Here is a 21,687-nt window from a genome sequence, read left to right as displayed (position 1 = left end):
GCCGCCTCAGCTCAGCTGGATGCCGATGACGCAGGTGTCGTCGTCCGTGTCGGAGCGGCTGTGGGTCAGCAGCCGGTCCAGATACGTCTCCAGATCACCGGCCGGGGAACCCACCGTGGTGATGAGCTGGTCGAGCGAGTTCTCCGTCGAGCGGTCGCGCCGCTCGATCAGGCCGTCGGTGTACATCAGCAGCCGGTCGTCGGGCTCCAGCTCCGTCCGGTGCTCCTCGTAGCGCGTCTCGGCGACGGCGCCCAGCAGGATTCCCCGGGGCAGCGGCAGCGGGCCCGCCTCCGTGGAACGCACCAGGACGGGCGGCAGATGCCCGGCACGGGCCCAGCGCAGCGAACGGTCCCGCGGGTCGTACAGGGCGCAGATCGCCGTGGCCGTGACCTGGCTGGTGAGGTGGTACGTCACGCTGTTCAGCCAGGTCAGCAGCTGGCCGGGGCCGGCGCCGGTGACGGCCAGGCCGCGCAGCGCGTTGCGCAGGACGACCATGCTGGTCGCCGCCGAGATGCCGTGCCCCGCGACGTCCCCGACGCAGAGCAGGATCTGCTGGGAGGGCAGCACGGCCACGTCGTACCAGTCGCCGCCGACCAGGCTGTCGGTCTCCGCGGGCCGGTAGCGGACGACCACCCGCAGCCCCTCGACGTCCAGCGGGCCGCGCGTCGGCGGCATGATCGCGTGCTGCAACTGCAGGGCGAGACGGCTGCGTTCCGCCGACTCCTGCTCGGTGTGCGCGAGCTGGTCGCGGGTGGCGGCCAGCGCGACCTCCGTCCAGTGCTGCGCGGAGATGTCCTGGAAGGCGCCGCGGACGGAGACCAGCTGCCGGCGCTGGTCGAGGACGGGCTCGGCGACCACCCGGATGTGCCGGGTGACCCCGTCGGGCCGCTGCATCCTGAAAGCCGTGGACGCGGGACGCCGGTGGTGGAAGAGAGTCCGCAGAAACCGGCCGATCGTGATGGCGTCGTCCGGATGGGCGTAATCCGGGAGCCGCTCCAGCGGGACGGGGCGCGAGGTGGGCGGGAGCCCGAACAGGGCGTACATCTGGCTGTTCCAGCTGATGCCCTCCGCTCCCGCGTGCTCCTCGAACCCGCCGAGCCGGCCCAGCCGCTGGGCGTGCTGCAGAAGGCTCGCCAGCCGGGCCGCCTCGTCCTGCACCCGCCAGATGAGCAGCAGGTTCTCCCCGTGGCGGCTGATGCTGACACTCGCGGCCGAGCTGATCGGAACGTCGTCCACCAGCGTGGTCAGCCGCATGTGGTCGCCGCGGAAGGGCTCGCCCGTGGCGTAGACGTGCTCCAGCTTCTCGAACAGGCCGCTCGCCTCGGCGGCCAGCGGATACGCCTCCAGCACCAGGGCGCCGAGGATCGCGCTGCGCGGCCGCCCGCCGATGTCGATGAACACCGGGTTGACGTGGTGGATGCGGAAGTCGCCGAGCATGCCCTCCGGGTCCAGATGCGGACGGAGCACCAGCGCGGGGTCCCGCAGCCCGTCGGCCAGGTCCACGAGCTCCGGCCAGTGGCGGTCGGGGTCCTCGGCGGGGCCGGCGGCCACCCCCGTCGCCTGGTGCGCCTCCAGGGTGTGCGCGCACAGCTCCGCCAGGGCCTCGATCTGCCGCCGCACCTGCGGCGGTTGCGGCCCCGCCAGCGGCTGGGGCCAGCAGATCTCCAGCACCGCCTGGATCCGCCCGCCGGTACCGGCCGGCACGGCCACCCGGCCGCCGTCCGGGTTCTCATGACGCCCGATGGACGGCAGGCCGGACACCGACAGCCGGTCGAACCACACGGTGCGCAGTTCGGTGAGCGCACGCCGGGCCGGGGTGGCTACGCCGGGCGGGACGTAGCGCCAGCGCCGGGCCTCCTCACCGGTGAAACCGGCCGAGCCGGCCAGCGTCAGGGAGGCGTCCGGGCCCGCCGACCAGATGGCCACACCGGTGGCGTCGAGCGGCGTCAGCGCGTGCTCCAGGATCGACTGCGCCGCCGCCTGGGTGTCGCTAGCCGCCAGCGCCCCGCTCTCCGCGCTGCGCAGGGAGACGGCGGGCGTCGGGCGCCGGCCGGGCTCGCGCCCGGCCTCGGAGACGAACCGGACCGCCGCCTCGGCCACCCGGTCGCGGGCCGCCTGGTTGATGACCTCCGCCGCGAGTTCCAGCTGGTCCGCCCCGGCCTGCTCGGCAAGGGTGGCGAGTTCCCGCGCCGCCTGGGCCGGGCTGCACCGCAGCCGTTCCACGAAGATGCCCTTGGCCAGCTCGATCAGGGCCCGGCCGTCGGCCGCCGCGTGCGCCTCGCGCACCTCGCGGCGGAGCCGCTCGACGGTGGCCGCGAGCCGGCTGACGCCCGGATCGGCCGCCGCGCCGGCCCCGCCGGGGTCCGGACCGTACGGGGCCGGGGAAGAGGGCAGTCCGGAGGGACCGGGCTCCGCCGCGGCTTCCGGTTCCGCCGCGGGAGAACGCGGGGGCGGCGGGGCGCTCGGCCGGCCCGGCTCCCCGGGACGCTGGGAGGGGTGCACGGGTCTCGCCGCTCCTGGAGTGGGATCGTGGTCGCCCGGGCCGACGGGGCCGGGCTCCGCGGGGTGCGGGATGTGCGGCCTCACACCCGCAGCCACCGTCCGACGCAGGCGATCAGCTCATGGGCGTCCACCGGCTTGGTGATGTAGTCGCTGGCCCCCGAGGCGAGGCTCTTCTCCCGGTCGCCCTGCATCGCCTTGGCCGTCACCGCGATGACCGGCAGCCCGGCGTGGGCCGGGATCTCGCGGATGGCGGCGGTCGCGGCGTAACCGTCCATCTCCGGCATCATGACGTCCATCAGCACGACGTCGACCGAGGGGTGCGAGGCCAGCATCTCCAGGCCCCGGCGGCCGTTCTCCGCGTGCAGCACGCGCATGCCGTGGAGTTCGAGGATGCCGGTCAGCGCGTAGACGTTCCGGGCGTCGTCGTCGACCACCAGGGCGGTACGGCCCGACAGCGAGGTGTCGATCTCCGCGGCGGCCGGCGGACCGGACTCCCCGGGACGCACCAGCGGCAGCACGTCGCCCGGCTCCTCCGCGGACAGGTGCAGCGTGACGCGCTCGCGCAGCTCGTCCAGACTGGAGAGCAGTTCCAGCGGCCGGCTGCCGGCGCGCTCCTCCAGGATCCGCTCCTGCTCCGCCTCCAGCCGGCGGCTGTTGTGGGCCAGCACGGGGACGCCGCCCAGCGCCGAGTCGCCGTCCATCGCCTCCAGGATCCGCAGCGCCTCACCACCCGGCATGTCCAGTTCGAGGACGACGCAGTGGCACGGGTGCGTGGCCAGCGCGCTCGCCGCCTCCTGGGCCCCCGCGACGGTGACCACGTCGACGGGGCCGTGCGGACCGGTCAGGCCGTGGTCGCCGGAGAGGCCGGCCACGGCGTTCTCGGCGACCAGGGACAGCAGGCCGCGGGGCTGCTTCTCGATCACCAGCAGCCGCTTGCGCCGGCGGACGCCGTCCGCCGCGGGGCGGGAGGCCGGACCGGGCCTGCCCGCGACGGCCGCCGCGTCCGGGGCCCGCTCCGGGGCCGGGGAGGGAGCGCCGGAGCGGGCGAGCCCGGCGCTGAAGTCCGGGTGGGCCACCGGCAGATAGAGCGTGAAGACGCTGCCGGAGCCGGGGGAGCTCTCGGCGGTGATGCCGCCGCCGAGCAGATGGGCGATCTCCCGGCTGATGGACAGGCCCAGCCCGGTGCCGCCGTACTTGCGGCTGGTGGTGCCGTCCGCCTGCTGGAAGGCGCCGAAGATCGTCTCCAGCTGCTCCGCGGAGATGCCGATGCCGGTGTCCCTGACGCGGAAGGCGACGGCGGGGGAGCCGCGGTGGACCGATCCGGGCAGTTCGTCCTCCCGGGCCGGCTCGATCCACAGCTCCACACCGCCCTGCTCGGTGAACTTCACCGCGTTCGACAGGAGATTGCGCAGCACCTGCCGGAGCCGGGAGTCGTCGGTGACCAGGTCCACCGGCACGCCGGGCGCCGTGCCGACGTGGAAGTCCAGGCTCTTCTGCGAGGTGAGCGGGCGGAAGGTCGCCTCGACGTAGTCGAGCAGCCGGCGCAGCGGCAGCCGCTCGGGGGCGATGTCCATCTTCCCGGCCTCGACCTTCGACAGGTCCAGGATGTCGTTGATCAGCTGCAGCAGGTCGGAGCCGGCGGAGTGGATGATGCCGGCGTACTCGACCTGCTTGGGCGTGAGGTTGCGGGTCGGGTTCTGGGCCAGCAGCTGCGCCAGGATCAGCAGGCTGTTGAGCGGGGTGCGCAGCTCGTGGCTCATGTTGGCCAGGAACTCCGACTTGTAGGTGGAGGCCAGGGAGAGCTGCTGGGCGCGGTCCTCCAGCTCCTGCCGGGCCTGCTCGATCTCCAGGTTCTTGGTCTCGATGTCGCGGTTCTGCGAGACCAGCAGCGCGGCCTTCTCCTCCAGTTCCGCGTTGGAATGCTGCAACTCCTCCTGCTGCACCTGGAGTTGCTCGGAGCGGGCCTGCAGTTCACCGGCCAGCCGCTGGGACTCGCCGAGCAGCTCGTCGGTCCGGGCGTTGGCGATGATGGAGCCGATGTTGACGCCGATGGTCTCCATCAGCTGGTCCAGGAACGCCCGGTGGACCGGGGTGAAGTCGGTGACGGACGCCAGCTCGATCGCGCCGAGCACCTGGTCCTCCACGACGATGGGCAGGATCATCAGGCTCCTGGGCCGGGCGGAGCCCAGGCTGGAGGAGATGGTGACGTACCCGTCGGGCAGTTCGCCGACGGCGATCGTGCGCCGGCTGCGGGCGGCCTGGCCGATCAGGGAACGGCCCAGCGCGAACCGGGCCGGCCGCCCGGATTCCGCCGGGTAGCCGTAGGAGCCGATCAGGGACAGCTCGGTGCCGCCGGGGCCGTCCTCGGCGAGATAGAAGGTGCCGTACTGGGCGCCGACCAGCGGGGTCAGCTCGTCCATCACCAGCTCGGCGACGACGTCCAGCTCCCGGTGGCCCTGCATCAGCCCGGATATCCGGGCGAGGTTGGTCTTGAGCCAGTCCTGTTCCTGGTTGGCGCGGGTGGTCTCGCGCAGGGACTCCACCATGGAGTTGATGTTGTCCTTGAGCTCGGAGACCTCGCCCGAGGCGTCGACGTTGATCGACCGGGTCAGGTCGCCCTCGGCGACGGCGCTGGCCACCTCGGCGATGGCCCGCACCTGGCGGGTGAGGTTGCCCGCGAGCTCGTTGACGTTCTCCGTCAGCCGCTTCCAGGTGCCGGAGACCCCCTCGACCTCGGCCTGGCCGCCGAGCCGGCCCTCGCTGCCGACCTCGCGGGCGACGCGGGTCACCTCGGCGGCGAAGGACGACAGCTGGTCCACCATGGTGTTGATGGTGGTCTTGAGCTCCAGGATCTCGCCGCGGGCGTCGACGTCGATCTTCTTGGACAGGTCGCCGTTGGCGACGGCCGTGGTGACCAGGGCGATGTTCCGCACCTGACCGGTCAGGTTGTTGGCCATCGAGTTGACGTTGTCGGTGAGGTCCTTCCAGGTACCGGCCACGTTCGGGACCCGCGCCTGGCCGCCGAGGCGCCCTTCCGTGCCGACCTCGCGGGCGACGCGGGTCACCTCGTCGGCGAAGGCCGAGAGCGTGTCGACCATCGTGTTGATGACACCGGCGAGCGCGGCCACCTCGCCCTTCGCCTCGACGGTGATCTTCTGCGAGAGGTCGCCCCTGGCCACGGCGGTGGCCACCTGCGCGATGGACCGCACCTGGCCGGTCAGGTTGGACGCCATCACATTGACGTTGTCGGTCAGGTCCTTCCAGGTGCCCGAGACCCCGCGCACGGTCGCCTGGCCGCCGAGGTTCCCCTCGGTGCCGACCTCGCGGGCGACGCGGGTCACCTCGTCGGCGAAGGCCGAGAGCTGGTCGACCATCGTGTTGATGGTCTCCTTGAGCTCCAGGATCTCGCCGCGCGCGTCCACCCGGATCTTCTGCGACAGATCGCCCTGGGCGACGGCCGTCGTGACCTGGGCGATGGACCGCACCTGCGCGGTGAGATTGTCGCCCATGACGTTGACGGACTCGGTGAGGTCCTTCCAGGTGCCGGAGACGCCCTTGACGTCGGCCTGGCCGCCGAGCCGGCCCTCGGTTCCGACCTCGCGGGCGACGCGGGTCACCTCGTCGGCGAAGGCCGAGAGCTGGTCGACCATCGTGTTGATGGTGTTCTTCAGCTCCGATATCTCGCCCTTGGCCGAGACATTGATCTTCTGGGAGAGGTCGCCCTTGGCCACGGCGGTGGCCACCTGGGCGATGGACCGCACCTGCGCGGTGAGGTTGCCCGCCATGAAGTTGACGGAGTCGGTCAGGTCCCGCCAGGTGCCGGAGACGCCCTTGACGTCGGCCTGGCCGCCCAGACGTCCCTCGGTGCCCACTTCGCGGGCGACGCGGGTCACCTCGTCGGCGAAGGACGACAGTTGGTCGACCATGGTGTTGATGGTGTTCTTCAGCTCCAGGATCTCGCCGCGGGCGTCGACGGTGATCTTCTGGGAGAGGTCGCCCTTGGCGACGGCGGTCGTCACCTGGGCGACACTGCGGACCTGGTCCGTCAGATTGCCCGCCATGAAGTTGACGGAGTCGGTCAGATCCCGCCAGACACCGCCGACTCCGGGAACCCGGGCCTGGCCGCCGAGCCTGCCCTCGCTGCCGACCTCGCGGGCGACCCGGGTCACCTCCGAGGTGAACAGCGAGAGTTGGTCGACCATGCCGTTGAAGACCGTGGCGATCTCCCCGAGCAGACCGTCCGCCTCGTCCGGAAGCCGGGTGCCGAAGTCCCCGTCGCGCACGGCGGTCAGCCCGGCGAGCAACTGCCGCAGCTCGGGTTCACCCACCGGTCCCGCACCCTGTGCGGCCCTGCCCCGCGCCCCCGGACGTGGTCCGTCACCCGCCATAGCCGCCCTGCTCCCTCTCACTCGCCCGTCCGCAGCGATCGGACAGGCGCCGGTCGAGAGCCTGCCGGTGATGCGGGGATCACGGGGAAGTCCACCGCGGTGGACGGAACCCTTGTCGAAACGGCCACTCCGCGCACCGTGCACGGCAAACCACGAAAAAGGTTATCTCACCTTTTGACGCTCATCGGCACCGCGAACCCGGCCGGAAAACGCCGGGAACGGGAGACGGGAACGGGAGAGCCGCAGCCCGCCGGGTACGCCCCGGCGGCGGTCAGGACCGCGCGAGCCAGGCCCGGCACAGCCACCAGGCGTCGACGGCCCCGAAGGTCCCCGCCGGGTCGATCCCGGTGACGGCGGAGAAGCGCTGGATCCGGTTGCGCACCGTATTGGGGTGCACGAACAGCCGCTCCGCCGCCGCCGGCACATCCCGGTCGGTCTCCAGCCAGGCGCGGACGGCGAGAGCCACCGGCCCGGCGTTCGCGCCCAGCCCGGTCAGTGCCGCCTCGTGGCGGTCGAGCAGCACCGCCGCCAGATCGGCCCGGTCCACCACCGCGGCGAGGGCCGCCACCTCGGCGATGTGCACCACCCCGGAGCGCCCGGCCGCCTCGGCGGCCGCGAGGGCGGCCACCGCCAGACGCCGTACGAAGGCCAGGCCCTCCGGGTCACCGGGCCCGGCGAGCCCGGCCGCCGCCCCCGCCCGGACCGCGCGGGCGGTACGGGCCGGGGGCCGCCGGGCGTGCACGGCGACCAGCAGGCCGTCCACCAGCGCCGACAGCGCCGGGGCGCCGGGGTCGCGCGGCGCCCGCTCCGGCGCGGCCGCGGCGTCCTCGGGCCGGGCCACCAGGACCCACAGCCCGCCGGCCGCCGGCAGACCCGCCTCGGCGGCCGCCAGCGCGGCCGCCGAACCGCCGGCGAACAGCCGCCGCAGCAGCGCCGCGTCCCGCCCGCCGCTCGGAGGTTCCCGGTCGGCCCCGGTGGCGCGGTGCGCGGTGATCAGCCGGCCCCGTACGGCCTCGGCCCAGTCGTCGTACAACTCCCTGGCGTCCAGCAGCCGTTCGGGGGCCACCCCGGCACCGGCGGCCAGCTCCCGGGCCCGGGACCAGATGGCCCGCTCGGCCACGTGGACGGCCGCCAGGACGGACTCGATGGACACCCCCTGGCGGGCACGCGTCACCGCCAGCTCCTCCACGAAGGACAGCTCCGCCTCCGTCGGCCCCCGGCGGGCCGCCAGGGCCCGGGTGGCCGCGGCCAGCAGCGCGCGGGTGTGCCCGGCGATGTCGGCGGAGGGAAGGGCCGCGATCTCCTGCACCATCGTGCGGACGGTGGCCACCACGGAGGGCAGCAGGTCGTCCTCACCGACGACCCGCTCGATGAGATCGACCACCGGGGGCCAGTCGTCGCGCGCGTGCATCCGGTCATCCTGCCCGCCCTTGTGACCGGGAACAATCCAGCCCCCGAATCGGGTGACGCACGCCATGTCCCGGCCCGTGGGCCGCGCCTACGGTTGGGTCCCACCACAGACGGACCGCGGCCCGCCCTCCGCGGCCCGCCGTGCCCGTGCCCCGGCAAGGCCGCCCCGCCGGGGCCGGCGGCGGGGAAGGAGCGACCCCGTCCCCGCCCCTTGCCCCGCCGCCTTCCCTTCCCCGGTTCCCCTGGAGACGCCCCCATGCCCCCTCCCGCCGTGCCGCCGTGATCGGCGCCGGAGCGGCCGGACTCGCCGCCACCAAGGCCCTCCTCGACGCCGGAGCCGACGTCGTCACCTACGAGAAGGGCGACCGGCCCGGCGGGCTGTGGGCCCGCGGCAACAGCAGCGGTCTCTCCCCGGCCTACGCCTCGCTCCACCTCAACACCAGCAAGGGACGCACCCAGTTCGCGGACTTCCCGATGCCGGCGGAGTGGCCGGACTACCCGTCGGCCGACCTCGTGGCCGGATACCTCGCCGACTACGCCGAGACCTTCGGCCTCACCCCGCACATCCGCTACGGCACCACGGTCGCCTCCGTCGAACGCGAGAACGGGACGGAGACCGGGGCGGGGCACGCCTGGCGCGTCACCACCGAGGACGGCGACACCGGCCGGTACGACGCCGTCGTGGTCGCCAACGGCCACAACTGGGACCCCCGGCTGCCCGAACCCGGCTGCCCCGGCACCTTCACCGGCACCGTGATGCACGCCCACGACTACCGCACCGCCGACGTCTTCCGGGACCGCCGGGTGCTCGTCGTCGGCATGGGTAACTCCGCCATGGACATCGCCGTCGACGCCTCGTACACCGCCCGCGGCCCGGTGCTGCTCTCGGCCCGCCGCGGCGTGCACATCGTGCCCAAGTACCTGTTCGGCCGCCCGGCCGACGCGACCGGCGGCGCCCTGTCCGTCCTGCCCTGGCGGCTCCGCCAGCGGATCGCCGAGACCCTGCTCACGCTGGCCGTGGGCCGCCCGCAGCGCTACGGGCTCCCCGCCCCGGCCGGCGGCCTCTTCCAGAACCACCCCACCATCAGCGACACCGTCCTGCACCGCCTCACCCACGGCGAGGTGGCCGCGCGCCCCGGCATCGACCGCTTCGAGGGGGACCGCGTGGTCTTCACCGACGGCCGTTCCGACCCGGTCGACGTGCTCGTCTGGGCCACCGGCTACCGCGTCACCATCCCCTTCCTCTCCCCCCGCTGGACCGGCGGGGACCCCGAGCAACTGCCCCTCTACAAGAGGGTCTTCCATCTCGACGACCCCGGTCTGGCGTTCGTCGGGCTGATGCAGTCCACCGGCGCCGCCCTTCCCGTCGTCGAGGCCCAGGCCAAGCTGGCCGCCGCCCGGCTGGCCGGCGACTACGCCCTGCCCCCGGCGGCGGAGCAGCGGCGCTCCACCGACCGCGACCTGCGGGAGGCCACCGCGCGCTGGGGGAGCGACCGGCGGCCGCGGATGCGGATCGACTTCGACCGCTACATCGCCGGCCTGTCCCGGGAGATGAAGGCCGGGCGCGCCCGCGCGCGGCGCGGCGCCGCCCGCCCGGCCGCCCCGGCCCGCCGCGCGGAGAACACCGCGGAGAACACCGCGGAGAACACCGCGGAGAACACCCAGGAGAGCACCGTATGAGCCCCCGTACCGCCGCCATCGCCCGCACCACTCCCGGGACCGCCCTCGCCGCCCTGCTCGGCGGCGGCCGCCGCGACGCGCGCGGCCTGCGGGTCCTCGTCACGGGAGCCTCCGGCACCTTCGGCCGGGCGCTCTCCGCCCGGCTCACGGAGCTCGGCGCGCACGTCGTCGGCCTGGATCTCGCCCCCCGCCCGGACGACCCGGCCGAGGTCCTGGCCTGCGACCTCACCGACGACACGGCCGTGCCCGAGGCGGTGGCCGCCGCCCTCGCCCGGCTCGGCGGCCTGGACCTGCTGATCAACAACGCCGGCACCGGCGGCCCGCCCCGCCGAACTCCCGCCCGGCGACGAGGTCCGCCGCCAGCTCGACATCAACCTGCTCGGCGCCTGGCGCGTGACCGCCGCCTGCGTGGACGCCCTGGTGGCCTCCCGGGGCCGGGTCGTCATGGTCTCCTCCCGGATGGCCGTTCTGCAGCTGCCCCTGGCCGCGGCGTACGGCGCCTCCAAGCGTGCGCTGGTCGCGTACGCCGACGCGCTGCGCATGGAGATCGGCACCCACGTCGGCGTCAGCTGTGTCTACCCCTCGGCGGTGCGCAGCCCCATCCACGACTCGACCGCCGCGGCCGGGCTGTCCCTGGAGGGGATGAGCAGTTACGAACCGCTGGAGGGCGTGGTGGACGCGGTGCTCAAGGCCGGGCTCGGCCGCCGGGTCCGGCGCGATCTGGCCACCACCCGGCGGGGCGCCGCCGAGATCTTCCTGGCCCGCCATCTGCCGTCGCTCACCGACCGGATCGTCGCCCGCACCCTGGCCGGCCGTGTCCGGTCCGGAGCCTTCGAGGGCGCGGAGCCGGCCGCCGGAGTCGTCCGGCGCCACCGCCACGGGGACCGGCCGTGACCGCCCAGCCGGACCCGCTGACCCGGGAACCGGCCGAACGGGCCGGGCCCCCGCGGCGGGCGCGGGCCAGCGACCTCGTGGCGTACGCCACCGGCTCGGTCGGCATGGGCGTCTGGGTCACCGTCCCCGGACTCCTCCTGCTGTACTTCCTCACCCACACGCTGGGCGTCTCGCCGTTCCTGGCCGGGCTGACGCTTCTCGTACCCAAGATCGTCGACGCGCTGGTCCACCCGCTGCTGGGCTCCCTCTCCGACCGGCAGGCGCGCCGCGACGGGCACCGGCGGGGCATGCTCCGCTGGGGACTGCTGCTGGCGCTCGCCATGGCCGCTCTGTTCACCGTGCCCGCGGGCCTCACCGGGCCGGGGGCCGCGCTGTGGGTCGGCGGCTGGTACATCGCCGGCAACCTGCTCTTCGCCTGCTTCCAGGTGCCGTATCTGACGACGCCCTCCGACCTGCGCATCGGCTACCACGAGCGCACCCGGGTCTTCATGTTCCGGATGCTCTTCCTGACCCTGGGGCTCCTCGCCTCCGGGGTCGCGGCACCGGCCCTGGTCGCCTCGGGGACCCGCGGGGACTACTCCCTGATGGCGGTGGTGCTGGCGGTGGGCATGGCCGTCTCCGGGGTGGCCGGCCTCGCGGGCGTCCGGCGGCTCACCGGCCGCTGCGGCTTCCGCCCGCCCGGCGCGCACGCGCACTCCGTCCTCGGGGACCTGCGCGTCGCCGGGCGGGACCGCGACTTCCGGGCGCTGGTCCTGTCGTACTTCTTCACCGGCACCACCACGCACCTGTTCCTCGCGGCGCTGCCCTTCTACACCCGGTACGTCTTCGGGGACAGCGGCCTCACCCCGGTCTTCATGGGCGGCTTCCTCGCCCCGGCCGTGATCGCCGGCCCCGGCTGGCTGTGGCTCTCGCGGCGGATCGGCAAACAGCGCGGACTGCTGCTGGCCCAGGGGGCGTTCATCGCCGGTTCGCTGGGCCTGCTGCTGGGCGGGACGGTTGGCACGGCCTTCACGGTCCTCGTGGTGGTGGCCCTCGGCACCGCCTTCGCCGGGCTGCAACTGCTGGCCTTCTCGATGCTGCCGGACGCGGTGGCCGCCGCCGAGACCCGGGGCACGGCCCGCTCGGGCGCGTACACCGGGGTGTGGACGGCGACCGAGGCGACGGGCACCGCCGCCGGTCCGTATGCGTACTCCGCGGTGCTCGCCCTCGGCGGCTTCGTCTCCACCACGGAGGGGCACCTGGTGGCGCAGCCGGACTCCGCGCTCACGGCGCTGCTCCTCGGCTTCACCGTCCTCCCCGCCGCGCTGATGGCGGTCGCCGTCGCCTTCCAGCGCCGCTGTGGCCTGGACGGGGCGGCGGAACGCTGACCCGCGTGCCCCGTCCGCGCCCCTCCCACCCGGCCCGTACGGTCGGTACGGCGGGCCGCCCGGACGGGGCCCACACCCCGGGCCGCGGCCGTCCCGCCCGGTGCCGGCGTTCGGCTGCGCACCGGGGCGGCGGGGTTCCACGATGGAGGGGACAGCCGCCGGCTCCCCGGGACCCGGGGCAGAAGGGGAACCGGGGATCGCCGGGAGAACGCCGACCCGTTCCGGGAGGAAGCAGCCGATGCAGAATCTGCCCGAGCACGTCATGGACCGGATCCGGGCGCTGGAGCGCCAGGTCCACCGGCTCACCGAATACGTCAGCAACGAGCCCGGTGCGGCACCCGCGGCCGGTGCCGCCTCCGCGCCGCCGGAGCGGGAGACGGCGCCGGAGGACGCGGGCCCGGAGCGGGAGAACCGGCGGCACCCGCGGGCGGACGGCGGCCGCGCGGACGGCACGCGACCTCCGTGAGGCAACGCCCGCCGGCTGGCTGCCCGCCGGCCGAACCCGGACCCGGCCCCGCCGCTCAGGAACCGTCGCGCAGCACCGGGCGGAGGGCCCCGATCACCGCCGGGTCCTCGATGGTCGACGGCAGCGCGGGGTCGCCGCCGTCGGCGATGTCCCGCATGGTGCGGCGCAGGATCTTCCCCGAACGGGTCTTCGGCAGCCCCGCGACGACATCGATCCGCCGCAGCGCCGCGACCGGGCCGATCTGCTCGCGGACGGCGGCCACGAGTTCCGCCGCGATCTCCTCGGCGGGCCGGTCCACGCCCGCCTTGAGCACCACGAGCCCGCGCGGCACCTGGCCCTTGAGCTCGTCCCGCACCCCGATCACCGCGCACTCGGCGACGTCCGGGTGCCCGGCGAGAACCTCTTCCATCGCGCCGCTGGAGAGGCGGTGCCCGGCGACGTTCAGCACGTCGTCGACGCGTCCCATGATGTAGACGTAACCGTCCTCGTCCCTGCGGCCGCCGTCCCCCGACAGGTAGTAGCCCTCGTAGACGGACAGGTAGGAGTCGATGTACCGCTGGTCGTCGCCCCAGAGCGTGGGCAGGGTGCCGGGCGGCAGCGGCAGCTTGAGGGCCACGGCGCCGTCGGTGCCGTCCGGCACCTCCCGGCCGTCCTCGCCGAGGATGCGGACGTCGTAGCCGGGGACCGGCAGGGTGGGGGACCCGGGCTTGGTCGGGTGCGGCTCCAGGCCCATGGGGTCGGCGACGATCGGCCAGCCGGTCTCCGTCTGCCACCAGTTGTCGACCACCGGGACGCCGAGCAGGGTGCCCGCCCAGTGGTAGGTCTGCGGGTCGAGCCGTTCGCCGGCCAGGAAGAGGACGCGCAGTGAGCCGGTGTCGTAGCGGGCGAACAGCTCACCCTCCGGGTCCTCCTTCTTGACCACGCGGATCGCCGTGGGCGCCGTGAAGAGGGTCTTCACGCCGTGGTCGGCGACGACCCGCCAGAAGGCGCCGGCGTCCGGGGTGCCGACGGGCTTGCCCTCGTAGAGGACGGTGGTGCAGCCGGCCAGCAGCGGCCCGTAGACGATGTACGAGTGGCCGACGACCCAGCCGACGTCGGAGGCGGCCCAGAAGACCTCGCCCGGGTGGGTGTCGAAGACGTTCCGCAGGGACCAGCGCAGCGCCACCGCGTGCCCGCCGTTGTCCCGGACCACGCCCTTGGGACGGCCCGTCGTCCCGGAGGTGTAGAGGATGTACAGCGGGTCGGTGGCGGCGACCGGGGTGCAGCCCACCGGCTCGGCGCCGGCCACGGCCTCCGCCCAGTCCGCGTCCCGGCCCTCGGTGAGCGCGGCGGTGTGCTGCGGCCGCTGGAGCACCAGGCAGCGCTCCGGACGGTGGGCGGCCTGTTCGAGGGCGGAGTCGAGAAGCGGCTTGTACGGAACGGTGCGGGACGGCTCGATCCCGCAGGAGGCGGTCAGCACCACTTTCGGCCGGGCGTCGTCGATCCGCACCGCCAGCTCGTGCGCGGCGAAACCGCCGAAGACCACCGAGTGGACCGCGCCGATCCGGGCGCAGGCCAGCATCGCGACGGCCGCCTGCGGGACCATCGGCATGTAGATGACGACGCGGTCCCCCTTGGCCACTCCCCAGGAGGACAGCAGACCGGCCAGCCGGGCGGTCTCGTCGCGCAGTTCCCGGTAGGTGAGCCGGGTGACGGTGCCGGTGACCGGACTGTCGTGGATGATCGCGAGCCGGTCCCCGTGACCGGCCTCCACATGGCGGTCCACGGCGTTGTGGCAGGTGTTCAGCTCCCCGTCCGGGAACCAGCGGTACAGCGGTGCGCGGGAGGCGTCGAGCGCCTTCGACGGCGGAACCGTCCAGTCGACCTCGCGGGCGACGTCCAGCCAGAAGCCCTCGGGGTCCTCGATGCTCCTGCGGTGGGCGGCCGCGTAGGCGCCCGGCCGGGAGGCTTCCGAAGAGGTCACTGCCATACCACTGTCCTTTCTCACGGGGACCGCGGGAGGGGCGGTTCCCCTCGCGTCCGGCGCGGCAGCGGCCGCCGTGCCGGAGACGGGCTCGGGGTGTGGGAGGAGGCGCGCGAAGAGGCGGGGAGGGCCGTCGCCGTGCCGCCCGGCGTGCCGGCCTGCGGCGCGGCGCGACCCGGACCGGCTGATCGGACAAGGTAGCACCCCCCTGTGCGGGCGGAACCTCCGAGGCGCCGGGGCGTTCCCGGACGGTGCGGGCGGCCGCGGGGGAGAGGCCGAAGAGGGCCCCGGACGGACCCGGCCCGGGCCGGAGAACGCTTCCGTGCGGTGCCAAGGGCGGGGCTCCGCCGCCCCGGAACCGGATCGTCCGGCTGCGGCGGCCGGGGGCTGGGTAGGTTCCGGTCATGAGTGAAGCCGTGGACGCAGACGAACTCCTCCGCCGGATCAGGGTCGCCCGGGACTGGGCGGTGGAGCAGGAAGCCGGAGCCAGGGAGCAGGCCGGCGGAGGAGGTGACACGGACTCGCTGGCCGCGAGCATCAACTACGCCGCCTTCTCGGCCGTCCGCGAGGTCCTGGACGTGATCATCAGTCCGGGCGGCCACTCTCGGTAGATGGCACCGGCCCCCGCCGCCCCGGCCACGGCGGTGCGGGGCTCCTCCCGCCCGGTCTGCGGGCCCGGGCGGCGGCCGCACCGGGCGGCCCTCCGGTCCCGTGGCCTCCCGGCGTTCGCCGCTCCCCAGCCGCTCCGGCACGGGGCCGGGCCCGGCTGCTCACCGCGCCGTCATGGGACCGGGACCCGGAATCCGGATCCGGGGCCCTCGGAAGGCCGGCCGGGCCGGTCGACGGTGGGGGTCGTACCGGTGCCGCGCTGTGGCCGGCCGGCACACGCCGGTCCTGAAAGGGAATCGCGAACCGGCCGAGCCGGAAGGGGGTCTTGGCTACGGTGGTGACCGTGACCGTGACCGTGACCGTGATCGATGCCGAGGACGTCCGCCGTATCGCGCTGTCCCTCCCGGAGACCGTGGAGAAGGAAGCGTGGAGCATGCCCACCTTCCGTGTCGCGGGGAAGATGTTCGTCACCGTCCCCGACGACGAGACCTCCTTCGCGGTGCGCTGTCCCCGGCACGAGCGGACGGAGCTGATCGCCGCCGAGCCGGAGAAGTTCTGGGTACCGCCGCACGAGGCCGGTTCGGCCTGGGTGCGTGTCCGGCTGGCCGCGCTGGAGGACCTCGGCGAACTGCGCGACATCCTCGTGGACTCCTGGCAGCAGGCGGCGCCGGAACGCCTCGTGGAAGCCTTCCCCACCCGGCGCCCCGGCGCGGGCGGAGGCTGAGAGCGGACACCGGGCCCGGCGCGTCCGGTCCACCCTGAAGGAGTCACCTCTCCGGCTGGCGCGAGCGACGGATGACCTCGGGCGATGCCGGAGGCCCTGTGGGGAACGGAGGTTGCGGTGCACCCGGGCCGGCCGGCACGTCGTGCCCCGGGGGCTCCGGGCCTTCACCGAGCGCCGGCCCCCCGGCCGTGCAGTCCCGTGTCCGGCGGTGGGGTGGGGGTGTCGGCCGCGTGATGCCGGGGTCGGTCGATTGATGGATTGGGGCTGGTTCAGGGTGGGCAGGGAGCGGGGTGTGTCATGTACACGCGCCTGCCTTTCCCCCACAAGGAGGACGTCCATGCCTGTCCGTAGGTCCGCCCGCGGCTTCGCCGCCGCTTTCACACTGGCTTTCGCCCTGGTCGGGGGGCAGGCCGCGGCCGCCCCTTCCGATGTGTCCGGGGGCAGCGCCGCTGCTGCCCGTGTGGTCACCTATGACGCGAGCGCGTCGGCGGAGTTCAAGAGCGCGGTCGACCGGGGTGCGGCGATCTGGAACGAGAGCGTCGACGGGGTGGAGCTGCGTCCCGTCGAGGCCGGTCGGCGCGCCAATATCCGGATCCTGGCCGATAACGGCTGGCCCCGCGCCCAGACCACGTCGCTGGGTAATGGGACGGTCTACATGGGCCGGCAGGCGGTTGACCAGGGGTATGACACGGTGCGGATCTCGTCGCACGAACTCGGTCACATCCTGGGCCTGCCGGACCGCAAGCCGGGTCCGTGTTCGAGTCTGATGTCGGGTTCCAGCGCGGGGACGGCCTGTACCAACCCCTACCCGAACGCGGCGGAGAAGGCGGAGGTCGAGGGCAACTTCGGCGGCGTGCTCCAGCGGCCCGCGGGAGCACCGGCTCCGGCCGTGTTCATGGACTGATCCTGCCGCGCGCGCTTCCGCTTTCCCGGCGGGCCTCACCGGAGGGACGGGTGGGGTGCCGTCGGGCGCGGGAGCGCGCGCCTGGGCCTGTGGCCGGTCCGGGTCGGCGGTGACTCCGGGTGCATGTGCTTTGAGGAGGGTGTTCGTGCGTTCGGCTGGAGTCGCGCCGATCTCCGCGTGCCCCTTCCGGTACCGGGGACAGGGCGGGCGTCGGTCCAGCCGGACTCAGCCGCCCCGGTGACCGGTTGCCGGTTGACGGTCGGGGGTCGGCCGCGGGTGGTGGCGGGGTTTGTGCGGGTGTCGGGTTTTCTGGACGCGAGGGCTTTTCAGGGTGCTGTCGTCCTGTTCTCCGGCGTGTCCATGTCCGTGGCGTGACCGGCCGGCTCCGCGGTGACTGTCGGGGGCCGGAGTGCCGCTGCGCGGTGCGGTGGTCGGCCTCCGCTCTATTTCTCCGGGTGGGTGCCTTTGTCGGGACGCCGGTGAATGTCGTTGGCATTCGTCTGGTTCCGGCCCGTGCCGGCCCGGCTGTGATTCTGTGCTGTCACCGGTCGGCCTCTGGTGTGTCGCGTGTTGTCGTGGCTGTGCGCCGGCACAGGGGTCCGGCACCGGACCGGCCGGCGTGGTCGAACTGGGTGGTGTCCGGCCGGGGCTGGTTGGGGTGGGGGCGTCGCCGTGGTGTTGGTGGGCTTGTGTGTGTCGGTCACTGGTGTGTTTTCTGTACTGCGGTGCGGGCGGCCGGCTCGGGTTCCCAGCGCAGCAGGTCTCCCGGCTGGCACTGGAGTGCTTCGCAGAGGGCGGCGAGGGTGGTGAAGCGTACCGCTTTGGCGCGGCCGTTTTTGAGGACCGCGAGGTTGGCGGGGGTGATCCCGACGCGGTCTGCGAGTTCGCCCACGGACATCTTCCGCTTGGCCAGCATTACGTCGATGTCGACGGTGATCGGCATCAGATCACCTCTTCCAGTTCGGCGTGCATCCGTCTCGCCTCGGCGTCGCGTGCGACGGCCTGGGCGAGCAGCATCCGCAGCACGAGCACGATCAGTGCGACGCCGAAGACCGCCAGGGAGCCCCCGCACAGCAGGAGCACGATGCCCGGGGCCACGGCCTCGCCCGGTGCGAGGAGGACCGCGAGTGTGGATGCGGGGTGTGCGGTTGCTGGGAGTGTGCCGGTCGCGGTGTGTGCGTATCGGAAGGCGGTGTGGGAGAACATGGTGTTGCGCCGTGCCTTGGTCACCAGCTGCCACGTGCAGGCGACCGTGACCTGGGCCGTCACGGCGGCAGGGGAGACGATCACGAGGAGGGGTGCGCAGGTGGGGGCTCGGGGCCGAGCTCCTCCAGGTCGGCGGCGGCGGCGGCACTATCACCGTCTGGATGAACAGCGAACTGGCCGGCAGCGCCGCGAGTACGGCGCGCGGCGTAAGCACTGTCGGGTTTCCCATGGCCGCTCCTTCGATCGAATCACGATGGTAATCTATCGAATATCGATAGGCCTGGGGGGTGTACCTGAGGCGCGGGGGAGCCGCTGCGGACGGTGACCCGGGGGCCGGTTGTGTTGCGTGTGGTGAGCGATCCCCCGGGTGGTTCCGTGCTCCCTTCTTCCGGGCGGGCCGGGCGCCGCCGGCGTGACGCCGCCCCACGACGGGGCGCGCCCCGAGCTGACCGTTCCGCCGGGCCGCTCGCGCGGCCGGTGCCCCAGCGCCACTGCAGGCCCCGCCCGCCTCCGCTCCCGGAGACCTGTACGTCGCGCGGGGTGCCGAAGCCACCGGGCGCTCCTCCGGGGCACCGGCCGTGGACGGTGCTGCGCACCGGGCGTAGGGCGTCGGCGAGGCCGGGTCCGGTGCGGCCGCGGGCGGGCAGCGCCCGCGGGTGATCCCGGCGGTGCGGCGCAGGGCGGGTGGGCCGGCCACGGGGGCGGCCGGCGGGGCCCGGGTCGCGGCGTAACGGCCGGGGCGGCGCAGGGCGCACGCCCGGCAGGCACCCCGCGAAAGGCGGCCGGTACCTCCCTCCCTCCCTCCCTTCCCGGCCCGGCCCGGCCGCCCGCCGCCGCCGTCGCCGCGGCCTTCTCCCTCCATCGGCTTGCCGCCGGCCGGCAGCGTGACCCGGACGCGCAGGTCCTGGAGGCTCCCGGCGCGTGGGAGGCCCGCCGCGCTCACCCCGGCATGCCGGGGTGAGCGCGGAGACGGGTGGCCTGCCCCGCCGGGTGGCCTGCCCCGCCGGGGTGGAGGGCGCGGCCGGGGTGGAGGGCGCGGCCGGTGTGGAGGGCGCGGCCGGCCGCGCGGCCCGCTCCGGACACGAGCCGCCTCCCCCCAGGGCCTTCGGGGCCCTCGGGGCCCTGAGGTTTCATGCCGGGGCAGGCAGGACGGCAGGCAGGACTCACCCCCGAGTCGTTAAACATTCATCTTCTGCCTGGATGCTCCTCGGAGCCGCGCACGGCGGCGGTACCCAGGAGGACCTTCATGGGACACGGTCACGGACACGGTCACCACCACCCACCCGCACACCCACACACCCACAACCACACCCACACCCACGGCCACGAGGCCCCGCAGGCCCTGCCCGCCGCCTTCGACACCAGCGTCCCCGACCAGGCCCTGACCCCCGAACAGCACTCCTGCCGCGGCCTGCTGCGCCGCGCGGGCCTGCTCGGCGCCGGACTGGCCGCCGCACCGTCCTCACCCCCACCGCGACCGCCGCCCCGCACAGGCCGCGGGCAACGGCCGCCGCACCAAGGGCTTCCTCTGGCTCGCCGGCGACCACCACATCCACACCCAGTACAGCAGCGACGGCAAGTACCGGGTCCTCGACCAGGTCCGCCAGGGCGCCCGGCACGGCATGGACTGGATGGTCATCACCGACCACGGCAGCGTCACCCACGCCAAGATCGGCGTGGAGAAGGTCAACCCGGACATCCGCGAGGCCCGCAACGCCCACCAGGACACCCTCGTCTTCCAGGGCCTGGAGTGGAACATCCCGGCCGCCGAGCACGGCACGGTCTTCGTCCACCCCGGCCGCAACGAGGTGTCCGTCCTCAAACAATTCGAGACCGACTACGACGGCAGCGTCAAGGACGCCGGCGCCTCCACCCCCGCCAACGAGGCCCTCGCCGTCGCCGGCCTGTCCTTCCTCGCCGACCAGGTGCAGCGGCGCACGGTCAAGGACGCCCTGATGCTCGCCAACCACCCGGCGCGCAAAGGCATCGACTCCCCGCACGAGATCCGCGCCTGGCGCGACGCCACCCCCAACCGCCACCGGATCGCCGTCGGCTTCGAGGGCGCCCCCGGCCACCAGGCGGCCGGCCTGCCCAAGCCGCTCGGCATGGGCCGCGCCCGCGGCATCTACGACGGCAGCCCGGGCGCCAACTCCTTCCCCGGCTACCCGCTGGAGAGCTACCGCACCTGGGGCGGCTTCGACTGGATGACCGCCACCGTCGGCGGCCTGTGGGACAGCCTCCTCGCCGAGGGCCGCCCGTGGTGGATCACCGCCAACTCCGACTCCCACCAGGTGTACGCCGACACCGCCGCCCGCGGCGGCGGCGACTTCGGCACCAACGGCCACTACGACGACCCCCTCTACGCCGGGCGGATCGACGTCACCCAGGGCGACTTCTGGCCCGGCCAGTACAGCCGCACCCACGTCGGTTCCCACGGCTTCACCTACGCCGCCGTCATGGACGGCATCCGCGCCGGCCGTATCTGGGTCGACCACGGCCGGCTCATCAGCGGCCTCGACGTCCGCGTCTCCGGCGGCGGCCGCTGGGCCACGCTCGGCGGCGCCCTGCACGTCCGCAAGGGCACGCGGGTCACCCTGTCGATGGACGTGGCCCTGGCCGGCGGCCCCAACTGGGCCGGATTCACCCCGAAACTGGCCCGCGTGGACGTCATCAGGGGCGAGGTGACCGGCCCCGCCACCGACAAGGACACCTTCACCGCGCCGACGGCCCGGGTGGTCACCTCCTACGAGGTGAACAAGGACACCGGCACCGTCCGCCTCACCTACGACCTCGGCCGCGTCGACCACCCCCTCTACCTCCGCACACGCGGCACCGACGGCAACCGGTCCGCCGTCGGCGCCCTGGGCGCGAAAGCCGACCCGGCCGGCCCCGCCATCGACGTCGTCGGCGACGCCGACCCGTGGCGCGACCTGTGGTTCTACTCCAACCCGGTATGGATCCTGCCGTCGTGACACCACCCTCCGCGCCCTACGCCATCGCCATCGACACCGACGCGGCGACGCTGCGCCAGGCCGATCACCTGCTCCAGGCGCTGGCAGCCGAACTCTCCCTCCCCGAAAGCGTCTTCGGCTGCACACACCTGGTGCGCGACAGCCGCCCGCGCGTCGCCCTGTCCCTCACGGCCGGCGCCGCCGGAGCGGAGCCGGTCCTGCGCACCGCCCGGGACCGGCTCACCGCCCAGGGGCACGCAGTCCGCGACGGCACCCCGGACGAGGCCGGCCGCGCCGTCCTCTACCCCGGCGCGGGCGCCCTCACCGGCACGCTGACGCTCGCGGAAGTCCTCGCACGCTCCGCGATCGAGCAGGTGACGGTGGTGGGCACGCCGGAGGAACCGCCCCCGCGCACACCCGGCTCGTGACCCGGGAACACGTCCGCCCGCACTGGCACAACGGCCGCCTCGTCCTGGCCGCCATGCCCGCCGCGGGCGGCACCCTGGTGCCGTTCGAGGACCCCGACCCCACGCCGTGCTGCGCGGACCACTGACCAAGGCCCGACCCGGGGGAAAACGCCCCCGCAGCCGGGCGGGACGGGCCAGAAGGCCGGGGCGACGTGC

The 21,687-nt window shown here is 74.1% G+C and carries 14 protein-coding genes and 2 pseudogenes; 10 read left to right on the top strand and 6 right to left on the bottom strand.

Going from position 1 to position 21,687, the window contains the following annotated elements; genetic code table 11:
- Positions 1 to 6: 6 nt before the first annotated feature.
- The 3 genes from E4N63_RS00175 to E4N63_RS00165 form a co-directional block, all read right to left on the bottom strand.
- Complete coding sequence (locus tag E4N63_RS00175; protein ID WP_374112649.1) at positions 7 to 2,502, bottom strand: SpoIIE family protein phosphatase; 2,496 nt, start codon at positions 2,500 to 2,502, stop codon at positions 7 to 9.
- A gap of 80 nt (positions 2,503 to 2,582) precedes the next feature.
- Entirely contained in the window at positions 2,583 to 6,890 is a 4,308-nt protein-coding gene (locus E4N63_RS00170; RefSeq protein WP_125625991.1) for a HAMP domain-containing protein, read from the bottom strand.
- A 271-nt stretch (positions 6,891 to 7,161) separates the two neighbouring features.
- On the bottom strand, positions 7,162 to 8,301 hold the full coding sequence (locus E4N63_RS00165; RefSeq protein ID WP_125625992.1) for a helix-turn-helix domain-containing protein: 1,140 nt from the start codon (positions 8,299 to 8,301) through the stop codon (positions 7,162 to 7,164).
- Between the two features lie 278 nt (positions 8,302 to 8,579).
- On the opposite strand from E4N63_RS00165, the gene E4N63_RS00160 reads away from it, so the two are divergent.
- The 5 genes and pseudogenes from E4N63_RS00160 to E4N63_RS00145 all read left to right on the top strand — a co-directional run bounded on the left by E4N63_RS00160 (position 8,580) and on the right by E4N63_RS00145 (position 12,707).
- On the top strand, positions 8,580 to 9,980 hold the full coding sequence (locus E4N63_RS00160; RefSeq protein WP_230239595.1) for an NAD(P)/FAD-dependent oxidoreductase: 1,401 nt from the start codon (positions 8,580 to 8,582) through the stop codon (positions 9,978 to 9,980).
- A pseudogene (locus E4N63_RS30360) lies at positions 9,977 to 10,249 on the top strand (NAD-dependent epimerase/dehydratase family protein); the annotation flags it as partial. The gene E4N63_RS00160 and the pseudogene E4N63_RS30360, both read left to right, overlap by 4 nt.
- Before the next feature lie 124 nt (positions 10,250 to 10,373).
- Positions 10,374 to 10,874, top strand: coding sequence for an SDR family NAD(P)-dependent oxidoreductase (locus E4N63_RS30355; RefSeq protein WP_308188767.1), 501 nt, complete (start codon positions 10,374 to 10,376; stop codon positions 10,872 to 10,874).
- The gene (locus E4N63_RS00150) at positions 10,871 to 12,241 is read left to right on the top strand and encodes an MFS transporter (RefSeq protein ID WP_230239594.1); all 1,371 of its coding nucleotides are present in this window, start codon (positions 10,871 to 10,873) and stop codon (positions 12,239 to 12,241) included. Before E4N63_RS30355 ends, E4N63_RS00150 begins: the two co-directional genes overlap by 4 nt.
- Before the next feature lie 238 nt (positions 12,242 to 12,479).
- Entirely contained in the window at positions 12,480 to 12,707 is a 228-nt protein-coding gene (locus E4N63_RS00145; protein ID WP_125626717.1) for a hypothetical protein, read from the top strand.
- A 55-nt stretch (positions 12,708 to 12,762) separates the two neighbouring features.
- Here the strand turns inward: E4N63_RS00145 and E4N63_RS00140 are convergent, their stop codons facing one another.
- Positions 12,763 to 14,676, bottom strand: a complete 1,914-nt coding sequence (locus E4N63_RS00140; protein ID WP_230239593.1) for a propionyl-CoA synthetase — start codon at positions 14,674 to 14,676, stop codon at positions 12,763 to 12,765.
- A 398-nt stretch (positions 14,677 to 15,074) separates the two neighbouring features.
- On the opposite strand from E4N63_RS00140, the gene E4N63_RS00135 reads away from it, so the two are divergent.
- The 3 genes from E4N63_RS00135 to E4N63_RS00125 all read left to right on the top strand — a co-directional run bounded on the left by E4N63_RS00135 (position 15,075) and on the right by E4N63_RS00125 (position 16,907).
- Complete coding sequence (locus tag E4N63_RS00135) at positions 15,075 to 15,281, top strand: hypothetical protein (protein WP_125626715.1); 207 nt, start codon at positions 15,075 to 15,077, stop codon at positions 15,279 to 15,281.
- A 359-nt stretch (positions 15,282 to 15,640) separates the two neighbouring features.
- The gene (locus tag E4N63_RS00130) at positions 15,641 to 16,003 is read left to right on the top strand and encodes an MmcQ/YjbR family DNA-binding protein (protein ID WP_125626718.1); all 363 of its coding nucleotides are present in this window, start codon (positions 15,641 to 15,643) and stop codon (positions 16,001 to 16,003) included.
- 337 nt (positions 16,004 to 16,340) lie between these two features.
- Complete coding sequence (locus E4N63_RS00125) at positions 16,341 to 16,907, top strand: snapalysin family zinc-dependent metalloprotease (protein WP_230239592.1); 567 nt, start codon at positions 16,341 to 16,343, stop codon at positions 16,905 to 16,907.
- A 700-nt stretch (positions 16,908 to 17,607) separates the two neighbouring features.
- Here the strand turns inward: E4N63_RS00125 and E4N63_RS00120 are convergent.
- Positions 17,608 to 17,850, bottom strand: coding sequence for a helix-turn-helix transcriptional regulator (locus E4N63_RS00120; RefSeq protein WP_230239591.1), 243 nt, complete (start codon positions 17,848 to 17,850; stop codon positions 17,608 to 17,610).
- Positions 17,850 to 18,176 carry a DUF2975 domain-containing protein gene (locus tag E4N63_RS00115; RefSeq protein ID WP_230239590.1) on the bottom strand — a complete coding sequence of 109 codons (327 nt, stop codon included), beginning with the start codon at positions 18,174 to 18,176 and terminating at the stop codon, positions 17,850 to 17,852. Before E4N63_RS00115 ends, E4N63_RS00120 begins: the two co-directional genes overlap by 1 nt.
- Positions 18,177 to 19,663: 1,487 nt before the next feature.
- Between E4N63_RS00115 and E4N63_RS00110 the strand changes: the two genes are divergently transcribed.
- Entirely contained in the window at positions 19,664 to 21,085 is a 1,422-nt protein-coding gene (locus E4N63_RS00110) for a PHP domain-containing protein (protein ID WP_230242278.1), read from the top strand.
- Positions 21,082 to 21,617: pseudogene (locus E4N63_RS00105) on the top strand (hypothetical protein). The gene E4N63_RS00110 and the pseudogene E4N63_RS00105 overlap by 4 nt, the downstream one beginning before the upstream one ends.
- Positions 21,618 to 21,687 lie beyond the last annotated feature (70 nt).

Origin of the sequence: Streptomyces sp. MNU89 (genome assembly GCF_020982505.1) — a bacterium.
GTDB classification, from domain to species: Bacteria; Actinomycetota; Actinomycetes; order Streptomycetales; family Streptomycetaceae; genus Streptomyces; species Streptomyces xinghaiensis.
The sequence above is the reverse complement of the archived record's forward strand: the minus strand, read 5'-3'. Positions and strand labels throughout refer to the sequence as shown.